The sequence below is a fragment of the Frankia sp. CcI156 genome, from assembly GCF_001983015.1.
GTDB classification, from domain to species: domain Bacteria; phylum Actinomycetota; class Actinomycetes; order Frankiales; family Frankiaceae; genus Frankia; species Frankia casuarinae.
The window spans coordinates 48,008-69,304 of record NZ_MOMD01000025.1; the positions used below are offsets into that span (position 1 = coordinate 48,008).

The following is a 21,297-nucleotide window of genomic DNA, read 5'->3' on the forward strand; positions in this document are numbered from 1 at the left end:
TGCCCCGCCGCGGCGGGGCAGAACGGTGGCATTCATCCTAGAACGACGGTACGATCATCCTTCAGCTGGAGCGAGCAGTCCGGAGGATTTCACAGGTGGGAATCGGGTGGACCAGGGCGACTTCTTCATCAGCTACTGCCAGCGCGACCGGGACTGGGCCGAATGGATCGCCTGGCAGCTGCAGGAGGTCGGTTATCGCGTGTTTCTCCAGGCCTGGCATATCGGCCCCGGCCGCAACTGGGTCAGGGACATGGGTCAGGGGATGGAGARCTGCCGGCACACGATCGCGGTGCTCTCGCCCGAGTATCTGAATTYCCCGTACTGCCGGGCAGAATGGCAGGCGGCGTTCGAATACGATCCCGAGGGCAACCTCCGTAAGCTCATCCCGGTGCGGATAGCGGAATKCACCCCTACCGGGATGCTCCGGCAGGTGGTCCACTTCGACCTCATCGGCATCGACGACGAGGACGCCGCCCGGGAGGAGCTGCTGCGCAACGTCCGCTCGGCCTGGGAAAAAGAAGGTGGTCTCGCGCCCAAGAAGCGGCCGGGCTTCCCCCCGGCCCAGGGCACCCGGACCGAGCCACCGGAGCCCGACCCCGCCGGTACACCTGGCACCCCCGCCGCCGTCACCCCGGACACCGGCCTCACCCTGCCGTTGCCGCCCACGCAACGCCCGATCACCTCACGGCCCACGTTCCCGCCGGAGGTGGCGGGATGGCGCCGGGCGGCCCGCGCCCTCCGTACCGCACTCACGCGGGGGTGGGTCGTGCTTCCGACGCTCGCCGCGGCCATCGTCATCGGAATCGCTTTCCAGGTGGCGGACGGCGGCCCCGGCGGAGTGCTGGTCGGCTCACTCGTCGCCGCGCTCGCCGCGGCCGCCCCGGCCTTCATGCTGTTCCCTCCGACGGACCGTACCGCGACGCTGGTGGTCGGTGGGGCCTGCGTGGTGGGCGCGCTCGGGGGGGCGGAAATCGCCCACGGCCGAGCGTGGGCGGCCATGGCCGAGGTGCTGGGCGCAGCGGCGTTTTCGGCCGTCTTCACCATCGCCATGCGCCCACCCCGCCCAGCGCCACCGGCCGATCCGGCGGACCCGGACCCGGCTGCAGTCACGGAGCCGGGCGTTCGGAACAAATCGGTCGTTACCCCGTAGCCCTCGGGGATCAGGCACAAGAATCGGCCGCCCTCGACCAACGGCGTCCTGCGCGGCATGGTTGGTATGCGACGATCAGCGCGGTGGGAGCGGGATGCGCGACCGGCCAGGTTCTCACCACCGGGATCCGGGGCACCGGGATCCCGGTGCGGCGGCCCAGTGGCGGACACGTGCCCCGGAGCTTGCCCCGCGCAAGGCCCGACGTCAGCGTCCCACGGATCGAGGAGTCGCCGCGATGTCCAATACCCGGTCGCGGCTGGGACGGCGTCCCATCGCCATCACCGCCCTGGTGATCCTGGCCGCCATCGTCGGCGTCTTCATCGGCCGGGCCTTCGGCGGAGACGGCCGTAGCCCGATGCTCGTGAGCACGCCCCCGAGCACGCCCTCAGCGCAGACGGCGGCACCGGAACAGGCTCGGCGCGATGCGGCGACGGAGGCGAAGGCGAACCTGCACGCGACCACGTGCACGACCGTACGGATCATCGCCGGCCAGCCCCGCACCCCCTACTCGCAGTACGCGAGCACACTCGCGAAGCTCATCAGTGATCCGGCGCTGAACGGCGGCAACGGGTGGCGCGCCTTTCCTGATTCGGACACGAGCGGGACGTCCCAGAACCTCAAGAATCTCGGGGTTCCGGAGAACCGGCGCTGCACTCTCGCGCTGGCCCAACTCAACGTGGTGGTGGACGCCCAGAACGGCCGGGGCGACTTCACCGGCGGGGCCGTCGAGGGTCTGAGCCTCGTCGGCCAGATCTATTACGACGTTCTCCAGCTCATCGTCCCGGCCGACTCCAGCATTCACAGCGCGGACGATCTGTGCGGCAAGACGGTCGAAAGCGGACTGCTCGACTCGGGCACCCACCAGATCGCCACCGTGCTGTTCCGTCAGATCACCYGGGTGAAGGGAGCGGGCTGCGTCGTCCGTCCGGTGACCGGGAACCGGATAACCGAGGCGCTCCAGAAACTTCACTCCACCGGCGCGGATCACGCCGACGCGGTCCTGTGGGCGGCGGGCGCTCCCACGATGGCGGTCCAGGAATATAACGACAGCTACCAGAAGATCAAATTCGTGCCACTCGACGACTGGCAGTCGGCGATCCAGCGGGACTGGTACTCCCAGTACCTCGATGTCGGAGCCAACGTCTTCACAAGGGCCGCTATCGAGCCGGGTGACTACAACCTCATCCCGTCCCAGCCGACAGCGACCCTCGCGGTGCCGAACGGCATCGTCGCCAGTAGGTACGCCGATCCCGCGCTGGTCGAGTTCGCCGCCTGGATGATGGACGAGCACTCCGCCGAGTTCAAGGCCACCCTGTGGGCCACTCATCAGGCGCAGGCGCAGGCGCGCCGCCTCGGTTTCGCGACTCCCGGCTCCTTCATCGCGACCAACATCTGCCGGTACGTCCCGCTACATCCGGCGGCGGAGAGATACTATACACATGCGCTCGGTTATCCGACGGGATGCCCGGCCCYGACCCCCTGACCTCCGGTTCACTTGTTGACCCATCAAGAGGGTGGCCCGTAGCGTCGATCCGGGCAGGCGCCAGGCAACGGGCAGGGCGGTACCGGGCAGGGCGACGGTCGATCCGCCGTCATTGTGATGGTTGTGACGAGGGAGAACCCATGGAGAACGCAGTCATCGTCGATGGGGTACGCACGGCGTCGGGACGGGGCAAGCCGGGTGGGGCGCTGTCCGAGACCCATCCGGTGGAGCTGCTGGCCACCGTGCTGAAGGCACTGATCGCCCGTAACGACCTTGATCCGGCGCTGGTCGACGACGTCATCGCCGKGTGTGTTGACCAGGCCGGCGAGCAGGCCGTCAACATCGGGCGCACCGCGGTGCTGTCGGCCGGGTTCCCCGAGTCGGTGCCGGCCACCACGATCGACCGCCAGTGYGGCTCGAGCCAGCAGGCCGCCCATTTCGCCGCGCAGGGGGTGCTCGCCGGCGCCTACGACATCGTCATCGCCGCCGGGGTGGAGTCGATGAGCCGGGTGCCGATGGGCTCCACCACTTTCGGCAAGGACCCCAACGGCCCGAGCCTGCACGCCCGCTACCCGGAGGGCCTGGCCCACCAGGGCATCGGCGCGGAGCTCGTCAGCGCCCGATGGAAGATCAACCGGGAGGACCTGGACATCTTCTCCGCGCGGTCGCACCAGCTCGCGGCGGCCTCCGTCGCGGCGGGGGACTTCGCCGGGGAGATCGTCCCGGTCGAGATCACCCTTCCGGACGGCACGACAGCCCAGCACACCGTGGACGAGACGGTCCGAGCGACCACGACCGTCGAGACGCTGGCGAAGCTCAAGCCGTCCTTCTACACCGAGGCGTACGCCGCCCGCTTCCCGGAGATCACCTGGAACATCACCCCGGGTAACTCCTCCCCGCTGACCGACGGCGCCTCGGCCGTCCTGATCATGAGCGAGACCAGGGCGAACAAGCTCGGCCTGCGGCCACGGGCCCGGTTCCACACGTTCGCGCTCGCCGGGGACGACCCGTTGCTCATGCTGACCGCGCCGATCCCGGCAACCCGCAAGGCGCTCAAGCGCGCCGGTCTGAGCATCGACGACATCGACGCCTTCGAGGTCAACGAGGCGTTCGCGCCCGTGCCGCTCATGTGGGCCCGCGACACCGGTGCCGACCCGGCGAAGCTCAACCCGCGCGGGGGCGCCATCGCGCTGGGCCACCCGCTGGGCGGATCGGGCACCCGCCTGCTCACCACGATGCTCAACTACCTGGAGGCCACCGGCGGCCGTTACGGCCTGCAGACGATGTGCGAGGGCGGCGGCATGGCCAACGCCACCATCATCGAACGGCTCTGACCTCCACCGGCCGACCTCCACCGGCCGATCCGCCGGTATCGGCCTAGCCGGTATCGGTCCACTGGTCCGCGCCCGGTGCACCGTGGGAGCCGGCCCTCACGCCGTGAACGCGGCCACGGTGAGCTGCCGCACGGCGGGATCCCGGCATGCCTGCGTGTCCGGGCCGCTCAGCCGCAGCGCCTCGGTGTTCCCCGGCGGGTACACGCGCAGCGCGGCGACCGGCGCGGTCCCCGAGGGAGGCGTGCAGCTTTCCGCCACGCCGAGATGCAGGATGCGCAGGACCGCCGTCGCGGCACCCCCGGGCACGAGCCGCACCGGCGCGCCCGCCGGCCCCGTGTGCTCCGCCGCCGCGCCCACCTGCCGGCCGGCCGCGTCCACGAACGACACGCCGGGGAATCCGCGTACCACGCAGGGGCTGTGACCGATGTTGGTCAGGACCAGCCGTTCGTAGTCGCTGCCCGCGGTTCCCTGGCGGTCGACGCTGCTCAGAGCGAGTTGAGCGGTCCGGCACCGGGCCGCCACGGACGTCGCCGGAGCCGCCACCGCGGTGGCGGTACCCCCGCCGCCCGGGCCCGCGCCGCATCCGGCGACGAAGATCGACGTCGCGGCCAGGGCGAGTACCGCCGGAAGAGCCCTCCCACGAGACCTGTGCATGACGACCTCCTCGTCGCGCGGCGAGCCGGCTTGCCGGCAAGCCACCCGGTGATGTCACCTACTCCCTTCCCACTGCTACCCTCCGTGACACCGTCGGAGATCCGTCATACCGGGCTCCAGCGCTCTTGTTCTCATCGGCGCGTCCGGTTCCTCACCATCGCGTCCGGCCCACGCCCGCCGATCGACCTTTCTCCAGTACCGGGCCTGCCGGGCCACGGCACCGGACTGGCTGACTGGCTGGCCGGCCGGCCCACACAGTGATCTTCTACCGAGGCCCACTCGGGGTCTGGACCGTGCGCCAACCAGAGGTCATCGTGAAACGGACGGGCTATGAAGCGCGTTGTTGCCGCGTGACGGGGTAGGCCCGCGGGCCGGGTCGTCCCGCACCGACCGGAAGGGATCATGAAAGTCTCCGAAGACGCCGGATGTAGTTCCGGCCGACCCACGCGCGAAGAAGCGCCCGCGGGGGTCGACCGATGATCGAGGCGCTTCTGTTGGTACTCAGCCTGGTGCTCGTGGCCGCCTGCGGCGTTTTCGTCGCGGCCGAGTTCGCTTTCGTCACGGTGGACCGGCCCTCGGTGGAGCGGGCCGCCGAACGCGGTGATCGGGGCGCCCGCGGGGTGCTCACCGCGCTGCGCGGTCTGTCCACCCAGCTGTCCGGCGCCCAGCTCGGGATCACCGTCACCAACCTGATGATCGGTTTTCTGGCGGAGCCCGCCATCRCACGGCTGCTCGAGGGGCCGATCACCTCGCTCGGCGCCTCGGACGGGCTCGCCCGGGCGGCGTCGGTGGCGATCGCTCTGGTCCTCGCGACGGGCCTGACGATGGTGTACGGCGAGCTGCTCCCGAAGAACCTGGCGATCGCCCATCCCCTCGGCACCGCGTTGGCGGTGCAGGCTCCCCAGCGTGCCTTCACGAAGGCCACCGGCCTGCTGATCCGCTCGCTGAACATCACGGCGAACGCGGTGCTRCACCGCCTCGGCATCTCGCCACGCGAGGAGCTGGCCTCGGCCCGTTCGGCTCAGGAGCTGTTCTCCCTCGTCGGGCGGTCCGCCGAGCACGGCACCCTCTCCCACGAGACGGCGACGCTGGTGCAGCGCTCCCTGCTGTTCGGTGACCGGACCGCCGAGGACGTCATGACACCCCGGATGCGCATGCGCACCATCCACGCCGACGAACCGGTCAGCGAGGTCATCACCCTCACCCGGCGCACCGGGCACTCCCGCTTCCCGGTACTCGGCACGGACAGCGACGACGTCGTGGGCCTCATCCACGTGAAGAACGCGGTCGCCGTCCCCGAAGACGCCCGGGACCATACCCCGGTACGCGACGTGATGGTCCCGCCGGTGACCGTGCCCTCGACGATCCTGCTCGACCCCCTGCTGGAGACACTGCGTGCCGGCGGCATGCAGATAGCGATCGTGGTTGACGAGTTCGGCGGCACCGACGGGCTGGTCACCGCCGAGGACCTCATCGAGGAGATCGTCGGCGACGTCGTCGACGAACACGACCGGGTCAGCCCGCGCGCCCTGCGCCGGCGGGACGGCAGCTGGCTGCTCTCCGGCCTGCTGCGCCCGGAGGAGGCCCGCAACGTCACGGGGATCGACATCCCCGCGGACGACACCTACCAGACCCTGGGCGGTCTGATGGCCCGGGCGCTGGGACGCATCCCCCGGGCGGGCGACACGGCGGCCGTGGAGGGCGTGCGGTACACCGTCGAGCGGATGGACGGCCGGCGGGTCGACCGGATCCGTCTGGGCCCGATCGCACCGACGGACGCCACGCCGGAGACGGATGCGGATCCACCGGTCGCGGACCCCGCGGATCGCCGCCCCGGCGCAGACCCGGCAGACCCCGCAGACCCGGCAGACCCGGCAGACCCGGCAGACCCCGCAGACCCCGCAGACCCGGCAGACCYGGCCGCCGAGGGGGCCGAGGAGGCCGAGACCGCCTCGGCCGGAAGGGCGGGGTGGGGATGACCGACCTGCTGGCGATCGTCGCCACCGTCGTCCTGCTGGCGCTGAACGCGCTGTTCGTCGGGGCCGAGTTCGCGCTGATCTCGGCCCGGCGGTCGAACTTGGAGCCGATGGCCGAGGCGGGCTCACGACTGGCAAAGATCACCCTTGGGGCGATGGAGAACGTCTCGTTGATGCTCGCCGGGGCGCAGCTTGGCGTCACCGTCTGCACCCTGGGCCTCGGCGCTCTCGGGGAACCGGCGGTCGCGCATCTGCTCCGCGGGCCGTTCGAGGCGGCCGGGATGCCCTCCGCCCTGCTGCACCCGGTGGCCTTCGCCATCGCGCTGGGCCTGGTGACCTTCCTGCACGTGGTCGTCGGCGAGATGGTCCCGAAGAACATCGCGCTGGCGATGCCGGAGCGTGCGGTCCTGCTGCTCGCCCCGCTCCTGGTCGGAGTCGTCCGAGGCGGCAAGCCGGTCATCGCGCTGCTCAACACGATCGCGGCCGTGTCGTTGCGGCTCGTCGGTGTCGAACCGAAGGACGAGATCGCGAGCGTCTTCACCCGCGACGAGGTCGCCGGACTCATCGAGGAGTCGCATCGGGAGGGTCTGCTCGCCGAGGACGAGCACGACCTGCTGACCGGGGCGCTGTCGTTCGAGGAACGCACCGCGCGTGCCGTCCTGCTCCCGCCGGACGGGCTGGTCACCGTGTCCCCGGCGGTCACTCCCCGGCAGGTCGAGCAGCTCGCCGCGCGCACCGGATTCACCCGCTTCCCGGTGCGGGACCCCGAGGGCGGGCTGATCGGCTACCTGCACCTCAAGGACGTGCTGGAGACCCGGCCGGAGCGGCGGTCCAGCTCGGTCGCGGCCAAGTGGATCCGGCCGCTGGCCCGGGTCGGCGCCGACGACAACCTGCGGACGGCACTGGCGACAATGCAGCACTCCGGCGCGCATCTGGCCAGGGTCACCGACGCCGACGGTACGGTCCTCGGGCTCGTCGCGCTGGAGGACATCCTGGAGGAGCTGGTCGGGGAGATCCGCGACGACGCCGTTCGCACGGCCGTGGTCCCCACCCACCAGCCCGCCTGAACCGTCCGGTCCCGTATCTCCCGTATCTCCCCGGCTACCTTGCCTATCCAGGCCTATCCAGAGGCTTTTGTGCCTGATTTATCCCTCTGGATAGGCAAGGTGGGGATCAGCGGCGGGGGTCCCGGGCGACGATGACCGCCATCGACGGCGCCCACCAGTAGCTGCAGTCCGCCGGCGGCTGCAGGCCGTCAACGACGCGCACGCTGAAGGTGCGGAAGTAGCGGAGCAGGGCCCGCTGATGCCGCCGGGACACCGAGTCGATCTCGTTCGAGTAGTAGGTGAACGAACCGCCGTCGGCCAGGTGGTCGGCGGCGTGCGCGAAGAAGTGCTCGGCGAAGGTGGAACTGCGCACGAAGTACTCGTCGACCTCGGTCTCGTCAAGGGGGTAGGTGTCAAAGAGGATGCCGTCGAACCGGCCGAGGCCGGGCATGGTCTCCTGCCAACGCCCGGTGAMGATCTCCACCCCGCGGCGCCCCGCGGGGCGGGCCCACTGCTCGGCGACGCGCACCGTGGCCGGGTTCGCCTCGATGATCGTGTGCCGGGCCGGACCGATCTCCTGGACGAACCCGGCGGACAGGCCCAGGCCGAACCCGACCTCGAGGACGGTACCGCCCGGCCGGGTCACCTCGGCGGCCAGCGCCCGCATCAACGGCGCCTCCCAGGTCTGCATCACCTCCTGGCCGGAGACGAGCAGCGTGCCGTCGACCACCGCGGGGACCGCCGCGTCGATGGCTGTGTCGATCGTCGGACGAGGCGCCCCGGCCACCATCGTGCCGGCCGTCTCATCCAGCGCGCTGAGATCGGCGACGAACTCGTCAAGGGCCCGGTCGAGCAGCAACCGCCGTGGCTCCTCGGAGACCGGGGCGAGCAGGGAGCGCGAGGTCGGGGTCAGTGTCACGTCGAACTTCGCCGCACGGCGGAGCACAGGACCTCCCAGATCATGCATCTTTGCCGGTATTGCRCTATGTTCCATCCATACTGGTTCTGTCCATACTGCGATCTTCCATCCCTTACTGCGATACTCGGCCTGTGCACCCGCACCCGTCCAGGCATCCGCCATATCTGAGAGGGTCGCCGGTCTCGGCGCACCTTGGGAGCGGGGCACGGTGACGGGGACGACGCCACCTCCGCTGCCCGGCGACGCCGTGCGCCCGCTTCAGCTGACCGATCCGCGGCGGCTCGGGGTCTACCAGGTGATCGGCCGGCTCGGGCAGGGCGGCATGGGCACCGTCTTCCTCGGCCGGRCACCCGACGGAAGCGCCGTCGCGATCAAGATGATCAGGCCGGAGCTCGCGCAACGGCCCGAATTCCGCGCCCGGTTTGCCCGCGAGGCCGAGAGTGCTCGTCGGRTCCGCCGGTTCACCACGGCCGCCGTGCTGGACGCTGATCCGTACGGGCCCCAGCCCTATCTCGTGACCGAGTTCGTCGAGGGTCCGACGCTGTCGAGGCGCGTCTCCGTACGGGGGCCGCTGCGGCCCGCCGATCTCGAACAGCTCGCGGTCAGCGTGACGACCGCCCTGAGCGCCATCCACGCGGCCGGGATCGTGCACCGCGACCTCACCCCCGGCAACGTCCTGCTGTCCCCGGTCKGCCCCAAGGTGATCGACTTCGGCCTGGCCCGCGAGTTCAACGCGGACACCGACCTGAGCCACAACGTCCGGCACGCCATCGGTACGCCCGGTTACATGTCCCCGGAGCAGATCCTCGACGCACCGATCACCTCGGCGGTCGACATCTTCGCCTGGGGCGCCGTCATAATCTTCGCCGCCACCGGGCACGCGCCGTTCGGCACCGGTCGCATCGACGCCATTCTCTACCGCATCGTCAACGAGCCGCCGCGGCTCGACGGAGTTGGCGGCGAGTTGCGCAACCTCGTCGAGATCGCGATGGCGAAGGACCCGGCGGCCCGGCCGAGCGCGGAGGAGCTGCGGACGGCGCTGATCGGCGGGGGTACCCTCCCCGCACGCCCGGAGCCCGGCTCCATACCGTCCGGACCGCCCGGCGCCGGGCCCACCGGACGTGCCCGCCGCTGGGCTCGGCGCCGGCCGTCAGGCGCCGCGGGGTCGGCGCCCAGGTCGGAGCCGCCGCCCCGCGGCACGGGCAGCACCGGCAGCACCGGCAGCACCGGCGGTACCGCCGCGAACGTGGCGGACATGCCCGTCACCCAGCTGTCCCCGCCGCCTGTCGCCTCGCCGCCGCCGATCCCAGCCCGGACCCCGCCGCCGATACCGGCCCGGACCTCCCCGCCGCGTGGACAGCCCGGGTCGGTACCCCCGCATCCAGCAGGAACCCCACACCCGCCGGCACCCAGCCCATCACCACCGGCCCCATCACCACCGGCCCCATCCAGGCTGCGGTGGTCTCGGACGGCACTGCTCGTCGCCGGACTCGCCATCGCGATCACCGCCGCAACGGTGCTGATCATCGTGCCGCGCGGCGGTGGCCCGTCGCCGGTGTCGGCGGCCGACCGCGCGTCCATCTCGTCGCGCCTGGCCGCGGACGCGGCGGCCCAGCGGGCCCGGCAACCGGACCTGGCCGGCCGGCTGAGCCTCGCGGCCTACCGGATCGCCCCGACGGAGGCCGCGCGCGCGGCCGTCCTCGCGTCCTTCGCCCAGTCCACCGCCGCGCGGATCCCCGCCGGCCCCGCGGCCTTCTCCGACATCGCGCTCAGCCCGGACGGCACGACCCTCGCCGGCACCGACGACACCGGCAGCCTCCACCTCTGGAAGGTCGACGCTGCCGGCCGGCCCACCGCCACCACCGGGGGCTCCGCGAACGACCATGCGCACGGCGTCGTGTTCGACCGCTCGGGCACCCGACTCGCGACGGGTGGGGAGACCGACGCCGGCCGGCTATGGGACATCGCCGATCCGGCGCGCCCCCGGCCGCTCAGCACGCTCGACCCCCAGGCCACGCCGGTCCATCGGCTCGCGTTGTCGAGCAGCGCGCATCTGCTCGTCACCGCCGGCGAGGACTGGTCGGTGGGGCTGTGGGACGTCGCCGACCCGGCGCGGCCCGTCTCGATCCAGTTGCTGATCGGCCGCGCCGGGCCGGTGACGGATGTGGCACTGCGGCCGGACGGCGCCGTCCTCGCCATCGCCGGCGCCGGCGGCCCCGTGCAACTGTGGAACGTCCGCGACCCCCGCAGGCCCGTCCAGACGGCCTCGGTGCCCGGCCACACCGGTGCGGTGAACACCGTCGCGTTCAGTCCGGACGGACGGCGGCTGGCCACCGGCGGCGACGACCGGATCCTGCAGGTCTCCGACGTCGGCGATCCCGACCATCCGCGGGTCCTGCGCCGGCTGTCCGGCCACACCGCCCCCGTCGCCGCCGTCGCCTTCACCACCGACGATCATCTGGTGAGCGCGGACGGCGGTGGCGCGGTCGCCTACTGGGACCTCTCCGCCCCCACACCCCCGATGACCCCCCTGGGCGTCCTGGACGCACCCGCCCGGGCGGTGGCCGGGACCGGCACCGAGACCGTCGCGCTGACCACCGACAAGGGGTCGGTCCTCCTCGGGACGCTCGACCCGGCCAGGCTGCGCCGGCTGGCCTGCGCCAAGCCGGGCGCGGCCCTGAGCCCGGCCGAATGGAGCCGGCTCGTTCCCCGCCTCCCCTACACCGACTCCTGCTCCGGTTAGGACCGCTCCCCGGTCCGGTTAAGGCCCGTTCTCCCGCTCCGGTGCGGACCGCTCCCCGGCGCCGTCCGGCACGTCACGCCCCGGGGCCCGGCGACGCCGACAGCCGAGCTCACCCGCACGCCCGGTCCTCACCCGCGGCCGCTCGCCGGTGACCGCCCCCGCACGCGGGGGCGGTCGGGGGCGGGGGCGGCTAGGCCGGTACGGGTCCCACGCCGGCCGTCAGGCTCGCGAGCTTGGCGACGTTCTCCCCGACCGTGTCGTCGTTGCGGGGGACGTAGTGCGCGTCGAAGGCGATCTTCCGGCCGTTCGCCAGGTAGTAGCGCAGGAAGGCGGCGGTCGCTGGCCGGCGCAGGGCGTCCGTGCGGGCGTAGACGAACAGCGGCTTGCACAGCGGCAGGTAGAGGCCGGTACCGACCGACACGGCGTTCGGCGCGACGCACCCGTCACCATTGTTGATTTCGACACCGCGCAGCTTGGTGCCGAAGGTCTCGTAGGTGGGGAAGTCGAGGTAGCCGATGGCCGAGCGGTCGGCGGCCACGTCGTTGGCGACCCCGCTGAGATCGGTCTGCCGGTAGTCGCGGGACCGGTCACTGGCGTCACTGATCGTGGCGTTGAACACCTGCGCCTGCACGGAGCCGCGCGGCGGCCCGACAAACGTGATCGGCTCGTCCGGGAACGACGGGTCGATCTGGCTCCACCGGGTGACGGCGGAACCGGCCCCCCACACCTGCTTGACCTGCTGCAGGGTCAGACAGTGCAGCCAGGTGTTCCGCGGGTTGACCACGATCGGCAGGGTGTGGTGCGCCACCTCGAACCCGACGACCTTCTTCTCGCAGTCGGGGTTCTTGATGAACCCGGGATTGAGTTCGAACGAGGCGTCGGCGATGTCGGCCTTGCCGCTGCACAGCGCGGCGAAACCGTCCTCGGTCGTCGTGGACTCGATGCTGACGGTGACGTTGCGCTGGACCTGACGAAATTCGTTATAGGCGGTCTCGGTAATCGGGGCGACCTCCGAGGATCCCGCCACCCGGACGAGGTTCGCGGCGGAGGCGGGTGGCCCGGTCGGGCCGGTGGCGGATGGGGCCGGCGACGCGGTGACCGCCGGGGCGGCCACCGCATCCGCCCCGGAGCCCGCCCCGGAGTCACGGCCGGTCAGCACCACGGCGAAGGTCGTCCCGAGAGCCAGGAAGAGGACCACGACAATGGCGGCGACGACCGCGGCCCGCCGGGAGCCGAAGATTCCCCGGCCGTCCCCGGCGGAGGCACCGTGCGGGCCGCCCACACCGCCCGTCGAGAAGTCCGAGGGCAGGTCGAGCTTCCCCGGCGGCCCGAGCAGAACGTGGTCCCGATCGGCGCCCACCGTCATGAGGCCGGGTGGGATCCGGTGACCGGACGTGTCGGACGGGCCCGGCCCGCCGACGACGATCCCCGGCGGCGGGGAATCCGCCGCGCCACCCGAGGAGATCATCGTGTCGTCCCCGGCGCCCAAGCCGTGCGGCGCGGAGCCGTCCGGGCCGCTGAGCACCGTCGCCGCGGCCGTCACGCCGTCCGCCTCCGGCACGCCTCGGATCCCGGCCGGACCCGCCGCGCCCGCGAACCCCCTCGGCCCGGACAGCCCCCTCGGCCCGGACAGGAAGGGCGGCCGCGAGACCAGGTCCGCGGCGTCCGGCGGCCGGATCACCGCGGTGACGTCGGAGGGTTCCTGAGCAGAGGGTTCCTGGGCGTCACCGACCTCGCCCGACGCGCCGAAACCGCCGGCGGTCACCGCCCCGACGGCTCCAAAGGCCGCGGGCGCACCCGGAACACCCGGAACACCCGGTGCACTCCCGGCGCCGACGGCGCCGAACCGGTCAGCGAGGTCGGCGGCGAGCAGTGCCGCGCCCATCGCCACATCCGCGTCCGAACCGTGGTCGATCCGGCCGATCCCGCTGAAGGTCTCCCGCAGCCGGCGGGCCACCAGCGGAAGGTGGGAGATCCCGCCGGACAACAGGATCCGGGACAGCTCGGCGGAGGTCACCGGCACCGAGCGGAGCGCCCGGCGAAAGGTCATGATTGTGTCATCGACAATCGGGCCGATGAGGGTCTCCAGCTCCGCCCGGCTCAGCGTGACGAAGGTATCGGCTCCGGGAAGGGAGACCGGAACGTCAACCTCGTCCTCACCGGAAAGGATCTCCTTCGCCTGCGCGCATTCCCGCCGCAGCCTGCCGAGCGCGGTCCGGATCATCGGGTCGGAACGGTCGAGCGCCGCACGCTCGACACCCGCGCCGGTCAGCACCCGGTCGACCAGGAGCTCGTCGAGCTCGAGGCCGGYGCCGTGGCGCAGACCCGCGGCCAAGCCGAGCAGCTGGAACCCGAACGGCGAGAAGGACAGGATCCCCGTGTCGAGGAAGCCGGCGCCGAAGTCGTACCATCCGACCAACTCGACGGTCTGGGTCGAGGAGCCGTGAGACAGCAGGGTTCCGATCGCGTCGGCGGCCGGGAACGCCGCGACGGGCACCGTGACATCGGAGAGCTGGCTCACGGCGTCCGCGAACACCTCGCGCCGGGCCGCCGACCAGAACGTCGGGAACGTCACGACGACCTGGTCCGGTTCCGACCCGAGCTGCTCGGTGGCGGCCGTGACGAGGTAGGACACCAACCGGGCAATCAGCCCCTCCCGGCTGTAGGCGGCACCCCCGAGCAGAACGGGACCGCTGTCCCCGAGCGGGCGCAGGAGGTCGGTTGCGGCACGCTCGGGGTCGACCAGCGACCGGCGGTCCGCCGAGCGCGCGAACTGCAGGCCACCGGCCGGGGCGGCGTAGATCACCGACGGCAGGCGACGCTGACCGCTCAGTTCGAGCACGCGGGGCCAGCCTCCGTCCGCCACCCCGACGATCGTGTTCGCGGACCCGAGGTCGATACCCAGCTGATAGCTCACCGCGTCTCCCGAAACCCACGCGATCATCACGGCGACCGGAGCCACGGTACTCCGCTCGGCCGCCGGAGATCCTTCCACTCCCGTTACCACGATCATCGTAGACGTTTGACCAGGCAATATTTGTGTCCGGGAGCGGACAAAATATTTCCGGCTCCCGTTGAGCCGGTGAGCAGGTCCCTGAGTTGCCGAATGGTGCCGGACGGTGCCGAATGGTGCCGAGCCCCGGCCCGACCGGCCTGCCGTGGGCGGAACTGTGGAGGGTTAGGCACAGTCCAGCGGCCGTGGGCCGTTCCTAACCCTCCACACTTTTCCGTCGTGGCTTTCCGTCGCGGCTTTCCGCGGCGTCGGAGGGTGCCGCGGCCCGGCCCTCGTGGGCGGCCAGGCCATCATGCGCGGCGAGGATGGCGTCGGCGGCCAGGCTCGGGGGGAGGGTGCCGTCGCGGACCCGCCGTTCAAGGTCCGGAGTGATCTCGCGGACCCCCGGATCGGCCCGCAGGCCCGCGAGCAGCCGATCGTGGACCATCGCCCACATCCAGTCGACCTGCTGGCGGCGGCGGCGGGCGGCGAGTTCGCCGGAGGCGTCGAGGGTGTCCTGATGCTTGACGATCTGCGCCCAGACAGTGTCCAGCCCCGTCCGCTCCACCGCGCTGCACGTCAGCACCGGGGTGTTCCAGTCCCGGAGACCGGCGGGGCCCTGCAGCAGCCGCAGCGCGCCGGCGAGTTCCCGGGCGGCACGGCGGGCGTCGAGCTCGTGCGGCCCGTCGGCCTTGTTCACCGCGATGACGTCGGCGAGCTCCAGCACCCCCTTCTTGATGCCCTGGAGCTGATCCCCCGTGCGGGCCAGGGTCAGGAACAGGAAGGTGTCGACCATGTCGGCGACGGTCGTCTCCGACTGGCCGACGCCGACCGTCTCGACCAGGACAACGTCGTAGCCCGCCGCCTCCATGACGACCATCGCCTCGCGGGTCGCCTTGGCGACGCCACCGAGCGTCCCCGCGGTGGGCGAGGGCCGGATGAACGCCGCCGGATCGGTGGACAGCGCCGCCATCCGGGTCTTGTCCCCCAGGATGCTGCCGCCGGTACGCGTCGAGGAGGGGTCGACGGCGAGCACCGCCACCTGGTTTCCCTTCCCGGTGAGCATGGTGCCCAGCGCGTCGATGAACGTCGACTTGCCCACCCCGGGCACCCCGGTGATGCCGATCCGACGGGCCTTGCCCGCGTGCGGCAGCAACGTCACCAGCAGCTGCTGCGCGAGCTCCTGGTGGTCGGGCCTGGTGGACTCGACGAGGGTGATGGCCCGCGCGATCCAGGTCCGCGACGAGGCCAGCACCCCGTCGGCGTACTCACCCGGATCGATCGGTCGTCGGGTCACCATGCCGGATACCATGCCGGATCTGCCGTCACTCGGGGCGGGTCAGGCCGCGGGGTGAGCGGGGTGAGCGGGGTGACCGAGCTGGGCCGACAGGGTCGCGAGCAGGTCCAGCGCGGCGTCGGCGATGACCGTGCCGGGCGGGAAGATCGCGGCGGCGCCGGCGGCCCGCAGCTCGTCGAAGTCGCCGGGAGGGATGACCCCGCCGACCACGATGAGGATGTCGGGCCGATCGAGCGCGGCGAGCTCCTCGCGCAGCGCGGGCACCAGGGTGAGGTGGCCGGCGGCCAGCGAGTTGACGCCGATGATCTGGACGTCCGCCTCGACGGCCTGGCGGGCGACCTCGGCCGGGGTCTGGAACAGCGGGCCGACGTCCACGTCGAAGCCGAGGTCGGCGAACGCGGTGGCGATCACCTTCTGGCCGCGGTCGTGACCGTCCTGGCCCATCTTCGCGACCAGGATCCGGGGCCGGCGACCCTCGGCGCGTTCGAAGGCGGCGGCGGCCTCGCGGGCGGCGACGATGTTACCGGCGGGTCCCGCCTCGTCCCGGTACACCCCGGAAATGGTACGGATCTGGCCCGCGTGACGCCCGTAGACCTTCTCCAGCGCGTCGGAGATCTCCCCGACCGTCGCCTGAGCCCGGGCCGCGTCGACGGCGAGCGTCAGCAGGTTCTGCTCCAGCCCGGGGCCGCGGCGCCCGTCGCGGGCCGCGTCGGCCGCCGCGGTCAGGGCGTGCAGCGCCGCCTCCACCGCGGCCGGGTCACGGTCGGCGCGCAGCCGGCGCAGCTTCTCGATCTGCTCGGCGCGCACCGCCGAGTTGTCGACCTTGAGCACCTCGATGCCCTCGTCCGCGTCGACGCGGTACTTGTTCACTCCGATCAGCGGCTGGCGGCCGGAGTCGATGCGGGCCTGGGTGCGGGCGGCGGCCTCCTCGATACGCATCTTCGGGATCCCAGCGTCGATGGCCTGCGCCATGCCGCCCGAGGCCTCGACCTCGTCGATGTGCTCCCAGGCCCGGCGGGCCAGGTCGTGGGTGAGCCGCTCGACGTAGTAGCTGCCGCCCCACGGGTCGATCACCCGGGTGGTGCCGGACTCCTGCTGCAGCAGCAGCTGGGTGTTGCGGGCAATACGGGCCGAGAAGTCCGTCGGCAGGGCCAGCGCCTCGTCGAGGGCGTTGGTGTGCAGCGACTGGGTGTGCCCCTGGGTGGCGGCCATCGCCTCCACGCAGGTGCGCACCACGTTGTTGAACACGTCCTGGGCGGTCAGCGACCAACCCGAGGTCTGCGAGTGGGTCCGCAGCGACAGCGACTTGGCGCTCTTCGGGGTGAACTGGTTGACCAGCCGCGACCACAGCAGCCGGGCCGCGCGCAGCTTGGCGACCTCCATGAAGAAGTTCATGCCGATCGCCCAGAAGAACGACAGCCTTGGTGCGAACGCATCGATGTCCAGCCCCGCGCCCAGCCCTGCCCGGATGTACTCGACCCCGTCGGCCAGGGTGTAGGCGAGCTCCAGATCGGCCGTCGCCCCGGCCTCCTGCATGTGGTAGCCGGAGATCGAGATCGAGTTGAACCGCGGCATCCGCCGCGAGGTGAAGGAGAAGATGTCCGAGATGATCTGCATCGACGGCTGCGGCGGGTAGATGTAGGTGTTGCGGACCATGAACTCCTTGAGGATGTCGTTCTGGATGGTCCCGGCGAGCTGCCCCGGGGCCACCCCCTGCTCCTCGGCCGCGACGATGTAGAGCGCCAGCACCGGCAGCACGGCGCCGTTCATGGTCATCGACACGCTCATCTTGTCCAGCGGGATACCGTCGAACAGCTGGCGCATGTCGAGGATGGAGTCGATGGCGACGCCGGCCATGCCGACGTCGCCGGTGACCCGTGGGTGGTCGCTGTCGTAGCCGCGGTGGGTCGGCAGGTCGAAGGCGACCGACAGGCCCTTCTGCCCGGCGGCGAGGTTGCGCCGGTAGAAGGCGTTCGACGCGGCGGCGGTGGAGAACCCGGCGTACTGGCGGATGGTCCACGGCTGGGTGACGTACATCGCCGGGTATGGGCCGCGCAGGAAGGGCGCGATCCCCGGGTAGGTGCCCAGGAAGTCCAGGCCCGCGGTGTCGGCGGCGGTGTAGAGCGGCTTCACCGCGATGCCCTCGGGGGTATCCCAGGTCAGCGCGTCGGCGTCCTTGCCGGTCGCCGCCTCCAGGGCGGCCCGCCACTCACCCTCCGCCGTGTCCGCCCCGGCCGGCGTGGTGCCCAGCTCCACCGCGGAGAAGTCCGGGATCATCGTGGCACGTTGCGAGCTGTCCGTGGACATCAGGCCACCCCAACCTCGGCGAGCGCCGCCCGCAGCACGGCGACGGCGTCGCATCCAGTGAACACGTACCCGCCGATGCCCGCGGCGGCGTCGGTCCGCGCGCGCGCACCGGCCTGGCCCGCGAGCCACACCCGGCTCGCCCCGGCGGCCCGCAGCGCCTCGGCGACCGGCCCGGCGTGCTCGGCGTATACCTTGTCGGCCGAGCACAGACAGGCCACGGTGGCCCCGGAGGCGCTGAACGCCGCCGCGATCGACGCCGGGTCCGTGCCCGGGCCGGACGTCGGAGTCTCGAACCCGCCCGCCTGGAACAGGTTGGCGGCGAAGGTGGCGCGCGCGGTCGAGGCCGCCGCGCTGCCCAGGGTGGCCAGGAAGACCACAGGCCGGCCGCCCGTCGCCGCCAAGTGCGCGTCGGAACGGGCGCGCAGCTCCTCGAAGGTGAGGTCGTAGGTGACCTCCGGCAGCCCGGCGCCCACCGCCGTGGCGGCCTCCCCGCCGGCGCCGGCGGGGCTCGCGGCGGGCACGGGGCTCGCGGCGGGCACGGGGCTCGCGGCGGGCACGGGGCTCGCGGCGGGCACGGCGGGCCGCTCGGGGAGCTTCTCGCCCAGGTTCGGGAACTCGCTCACCCCGGTGATCGGGTCCCGCCGGTGGGCGATCGCGTCGGAGCGCGTCGCCCAGGTGGCCGCGATCCGCTCGGCGACGAGCCCGGACCGCAGGCCGGCGACGATCCCGCCGGCCCGCTCGATCTCGGTGAACCAGGCCCAGGCCGCCTCGGCGAGCCCGGCGGTGAGCGACTCGACGTACCAGGAGCCACCGGCCGGGTCGGTCACCCGGATCAGGCTCGACTCCTCCTGCAGGAGGGCCTGGGTGTTGCGGGCGATCCGGCGGGAGAAGTCGTCGGACCGGCCGAGGCGCGTGTCGAACGGCAGGACAGTGACCGCGTCGGCGCCGCCGACACCGGCGCCGAAGCAGGCCAGCGTCGTGCGCAGCATGTTCACCCAGGGATCCCGGCGGGTCATCATCGCCGCCGAGGTGACCGCGTGCTGACGCTGGGCCCGGTCGGCCGGCTCAGCGCCGCACATCTCGGCGACCCGTGACCACATCCGGCGGGCGGCCCGCAGCTTCGCGATCGAGGAGAACTGATCGGCGGTGACCGCGTAGCGAAACTCGATCTGGGCGAGCGCCTCGGCAAGGCTCAGGCCGGCCTCGGTGAGCTCCCGCAGGTAGGTGACGCCGGTGGCCAGTGACGCCCCAAGCTCCTCGGCGTCACTGCCACCCGCGCGGTGGTACGGCTGGGCGTCGACGACGAGGGCGCGGATCCCGGGGAACTCCCGCACGCACCGGCCGGCGAGCGACACCGCCTCGGCGAGGCCCACCGGGCCGCCGGCCGGCAGGCCGGTCCGCGCGGCCAGACCGATCGGGTCGGCGCCGAGGCTGCCCGTGAGCTGCGAACCGGGCAGGCCGCGGGCGGCGACGAGGCCGAAGAACTCCTCGGCGGCCGCGGCGGTGAGCTCCCCCGCGTCCAGCACGATCGGCGCGAGGTCGAGGTAGACCTCGCGCAGCACCGCGCCGAGCCCGCCGATCGGCAGACCGGCGGGCCCCAGCCGCAGCCAGAGCGAGGTGGCGCCGTTCTCCAGATCGGCGAGGACCGCTTCGGCGGCGAGCGTGGCATCGGGGTTGTCATGCAGCGCGCGGACATCCCACCCGCCGGTGCCCGCGCCCTGCGCCCGCCCACCCCGCACGAACGGGGCGAACCCCGGCAGGCCCACCCCGCCGGCGGGGGTGTTCTCGGCGGTGTAGAGCGGACGGATCCRCAGACCGTCGTAGGTCCGCGTGGCCAACAGCTCCTCGACCTCGCCGGGAGTAGTCGCCTCGGTCGCCACGCCGGACTTGCRCAGCACCTGCAGGACGAGCGTCTGCCAATCGGCGCGCGTCGCCTCCGGAAAGTCTGCGGCCAGCGACAACCCGGCCGATGGAACGCTCATGTTCCGGATCGTAGGCCCGGGGGACCCAGGCGGCCTGGAATGTACTTCCCGTCACAACGCCTTGCGCGCGTTTCGCCGGATCGTGTCCCTGCTCACGATGCCCACAGCCGCTCAGCCACCGCGGCTGTGCCGGCGGCGGACGCCTCAGCGACCGCTCTGGACGCCTCGGCCCGCTCGGCCGCCCGCGCCGCCAGGACCCGGGTCACCGCCGAGACGACCCGCTCCGGATGCCAGGTCACGTCGGCCACGCTGAAGCGCAGCACCGTCCAGCGCAACGCGGCGAGGATGTTGCCGCGATGACGGTCCTGGTAGATCATCGCCGGCGGGCTGGTGGCCGAGAAGGTGTCCGCCTCCACGTCGAGTCGCTGCGCCGGCCAGGCGAGATCCAGCCGGGTGATGATCTGACCGGTCCCGTCCATGACCGGCCACTGCAATTCCACGGGCGCGAGCCCGTTGTCGGCCAGCAGCAGCCGCAGCCGGGTCTCCAGGGGGGTCTCGGCCCGGCCGTCGGCCAGCGACCACCAGTCGGTCGTCTGCCGGAAACCGCGCCGCCCCTCGGCGGCCGCCCGTGCCCCCGCCAGGCTCGGCACCAGGCCGCGGTGCAGGGCTGCGTCCAGGTGGGCGACCGCCACCTCACGCGACTGGGCGGCCAGCACGAGATCCGCCAGCGTCCGCTCCGGCGAGGTGAGTGGGATCCCACCCAACTCGACGCGCTGGTCGACGTCGAGATCGCTGAAGTGCAGCCGGATCCCGCGCGGCTGGGCCCGGGTCTGCCGAGCCGGAAGAAGAAGGTGCACGGGTTCGGCGGAGCTTTCCGGAACCTCGAGCGGAAAACCGTGGAGCCGGGCGGCGGTGATCCCGCAGACGACGGCTCGGGGACGCCCGATGAGCGCGGCCCTTACCCGTGCAGAAAATGGCGAGAAGAAGACCGGGAGAATCGGCGTTGTATTTTCACCGCCGACGACCGACGCCGCGTGTCCGGGGCCCGCGGTGATGGCACCATGGCGCTTTCTTCGTCGGCGCGCGACGTCGTTACGGACAAGTCCGGCGGATTCCTTCTCCCGGATTTCAGAATGCTCGGCGCGCCGCCGGTCCCCCGGCCGCGGGACGTCGTTGACGGAGCCGGGGAGCTCCGTCGGGCCGAGAGGTACGACGAAGACACCGCGCACCGGATGGCTCCACTGGCCAGAGTGGACGAGCTGGCGCAGCTGGCCGCGGGTCAACCCAGCGGCCATCGCCTGCCGGTAGGTGATCGCACCCCCCTGGCGACCGGCGATGCGGACCGCGGGGTCGAAACCGGGATAGCGCACGGGACGGGTCGGCGGGGACGAGGCCGAAGCGGAAAACGTCATGGACCGAGAATCCATCAGGTAGCCCCGGTAATCCAGCGCCACAGGCCACCTGTGGATAACTC

The 21,297-nt window shown here is 72.1% G+C and carries 13 protein-coding genes; 6 read left to right on the forward strand and 7 right to left on the reverse strand.

Annotated features, from left to right (window positions below):
- Positions 1 to 106: 106 nt before the first annotated feature.
- The 3 genes from CcI156_RS11400 (at position 107) to CcI156_RS11410 (ending at position 3,967) form a co-directional block, all read left to right on the forward strand.
- On the forward strand, positions 107 to 1,150 hold the full coding sequence (locus CcI156_RS11400; RefSeq protein ID WP_076805582.1) for a toll/interleukin-1 receptor domain-containing protein: 1,044 nt from the start codon (positions 107 to 109) through the stop codon (positions 1,148 to 1,150).
- Positions 1,151 to 1,385: 235 nt separating this feature from the next.
- Complete coding sequence (locus tag CcI156_RS11405; protein ID WP_076805583.1) at positions 1,386 to 2,633, forward strand: TAXI family TRAP transporter solute-binding subunit; 1,248 nt, start codon at positions 1,386 to 1,388, stop codon at positions 2,631 to 2,633.
- A 140-nt stretch (positions 2,634 to 2,773) separates the two neighbouring features.
- Positions 2,774 to 3,967 (forward strand): acetyl-CoA C-acyltransferase, encoded by a 1,194-nt coding sequence (locus CcI156_RS11410; protein ID WP_076805584.1) that lies wholly within the window; start codon positions 2,774 to 2,776, stop codon positions 3,965 to 3,967.
- Positions 3,968 to 4,063: 96 nt separating this feature from the next.
- On the opposite strand, the gene CcI156_RS11415 is transcribed toward CcI156_RS11410, so the two are convergent.
- A complete protein-coding gene (locus CcI156_RS11415) occupies positions 4,064 to 4,621 on the reverse strand; it encodes a DUF4232 domain-containing protein (RefSeq protein WP_011437383.1) in 558 nt (185 codons plus the stop codon).
- Positions 4,622 to 5,097: 476 nt separating this feature from the next.
- Between CcI156_RS11415 and CcI156_RS11420 the strand changes: the two genes are divergently transcribed.
- Both CcI156_RS11420 and CcI156_RS11425 read left to right on the forward strand, forming a co-directional pair.
- Positions 5,098 to 6,600 carry a hemolysin family protein gene (locus CcI156_RS11420; protein WP_076805585.1) on the forward strand — a complete coding sequence of 501 codons (1,503 nt, stop codon included), beginning with the start codon at positions 5,098 to 5,100 and terminating at the stop codon, positions 6,598 to 6,600.
- Positions 6,597 to 7,664 carry a hemolysin family protein gene (locus CcI156_RS11425; RefSeq protein ID WP_011437385.1) on the forward strand — a complete coding sequence of 356 codons (1,068 nt, stop codon included), beginning with the start codon at positions 6,597 to 6,599 and terminating at the stop codon, positions 7,662 to 7,664. Before CcI156_RS11420 ends, CcI156_RS11425 begins: the two co-directional genes overlap by 4 nt.
- Before the next feature lie 106 nt (positions 7,665 to 7,770).
- Here CcI156_RS11425 and CcI156_RS11430 read toward each other — a convergent pair whose 3' ends face one another.
- Entirely contained in the window at positions 7,771 to 8,589 is an 819-nt protein-coding gene (locus CcI156_RS11430; RefSeq protein WP_076805586.1) for a class I SAM-dependent methyltransferase, read from the reverse strand.
- Between the two features lie 181 nt (positions 8,590 to 8,770).
- On the opposite strand from CcI156_RS11430, the gene CcI156_RS11435 reads away from it, so the two are divergent.
- Entirely contained in the window at positions 8,771 to 11,305 is a 2,535-nt protein-coding gene (locus tag CcI156_RS11435; protein ID WP_076805587.1) for a WD40 repeat domain-containing serine/threonine protein kinase, read from the forward strand.
- Positions 11,306 to 11,495: 190 nt separating this feature from the next.
- Here the strand turns inward: CcI156_RS11435 and CcI156_RS11440 are convergent, their stop codons facing one another.
- The 5 genes from CcI156_RS11440 to CcI156_RS11460 form a co-directional block, all read right to left on the reverse strand.
- Entirely contained in the window at positions 11,496 to 14,267 is a 2,772-nt protein-coding gene (locus CcI156_RS11440; RefSeq protein ID WP_083718460.1) for an Hsp70 family protein, read from the reverse strand.
- A gap of 247 nt (positions 14,268 to 14,514) precedes the next feature.
- Positions 14,515 to 15,597, reverse strand: coding sequence for a methylmalonyl Co-A mutase-associated GTPase MeaB (meaB, locus tag CcI156_RS11445; protein ID WP_049761101.1), 1,083 nt, complete (start codon positions 15,595 to 15,597; stop codon positions 14,515 to 14,517).
- Between the two features lie 39 nt (positions 15,598 to 15,636).
- The gene (gene scpA, locus CcI156_RS11450) at positions 15,637 to 17,901 is read right to left on the reverse strand and encodes a methylmalonyl-CoA mutase (RefSeq protein WP_011437390.1); all 2,265 of its coding nucleotides are present in this window, start codon (positions 17,899 to 17,901) and stop codon (positions 15,637 to 15,639) included.
- The gene (locus CcI156_RS11455; RefSeq protein ID WP_076805589.1) at positions 17,901 to 19,883 is read right to left on the reverse strand and encodes a methylmalonyl-CoA mutase subunit beta; all 1,983 of its coding nucleotides are present in this window, start codon (positions 19,881 to 19,883) and stop codon (positions 17,901 to 17,903) included. The genes scpA and CcI156_RS11455 overlap by 1 nt, the downstream gene beginning before the upstream one ends.
- Before the next feature lie 92 nt (positions 19,884 to 19,975).
- Positions 19,976 to 21,235, reverse strand: a complete 1,260-nt coding sequence (locus CcI156_RS11460) for a type IV toxin-antitoxin system AbiEi family antitoxin domain-containing protein (protein ID WP_232235051.1) — start codon at positions 21,233 to 21,235, stop codon at positions 19,976 to 19,978.
- Positions 21,236 to 21,297: the final 62 nt, after the last annotated feature.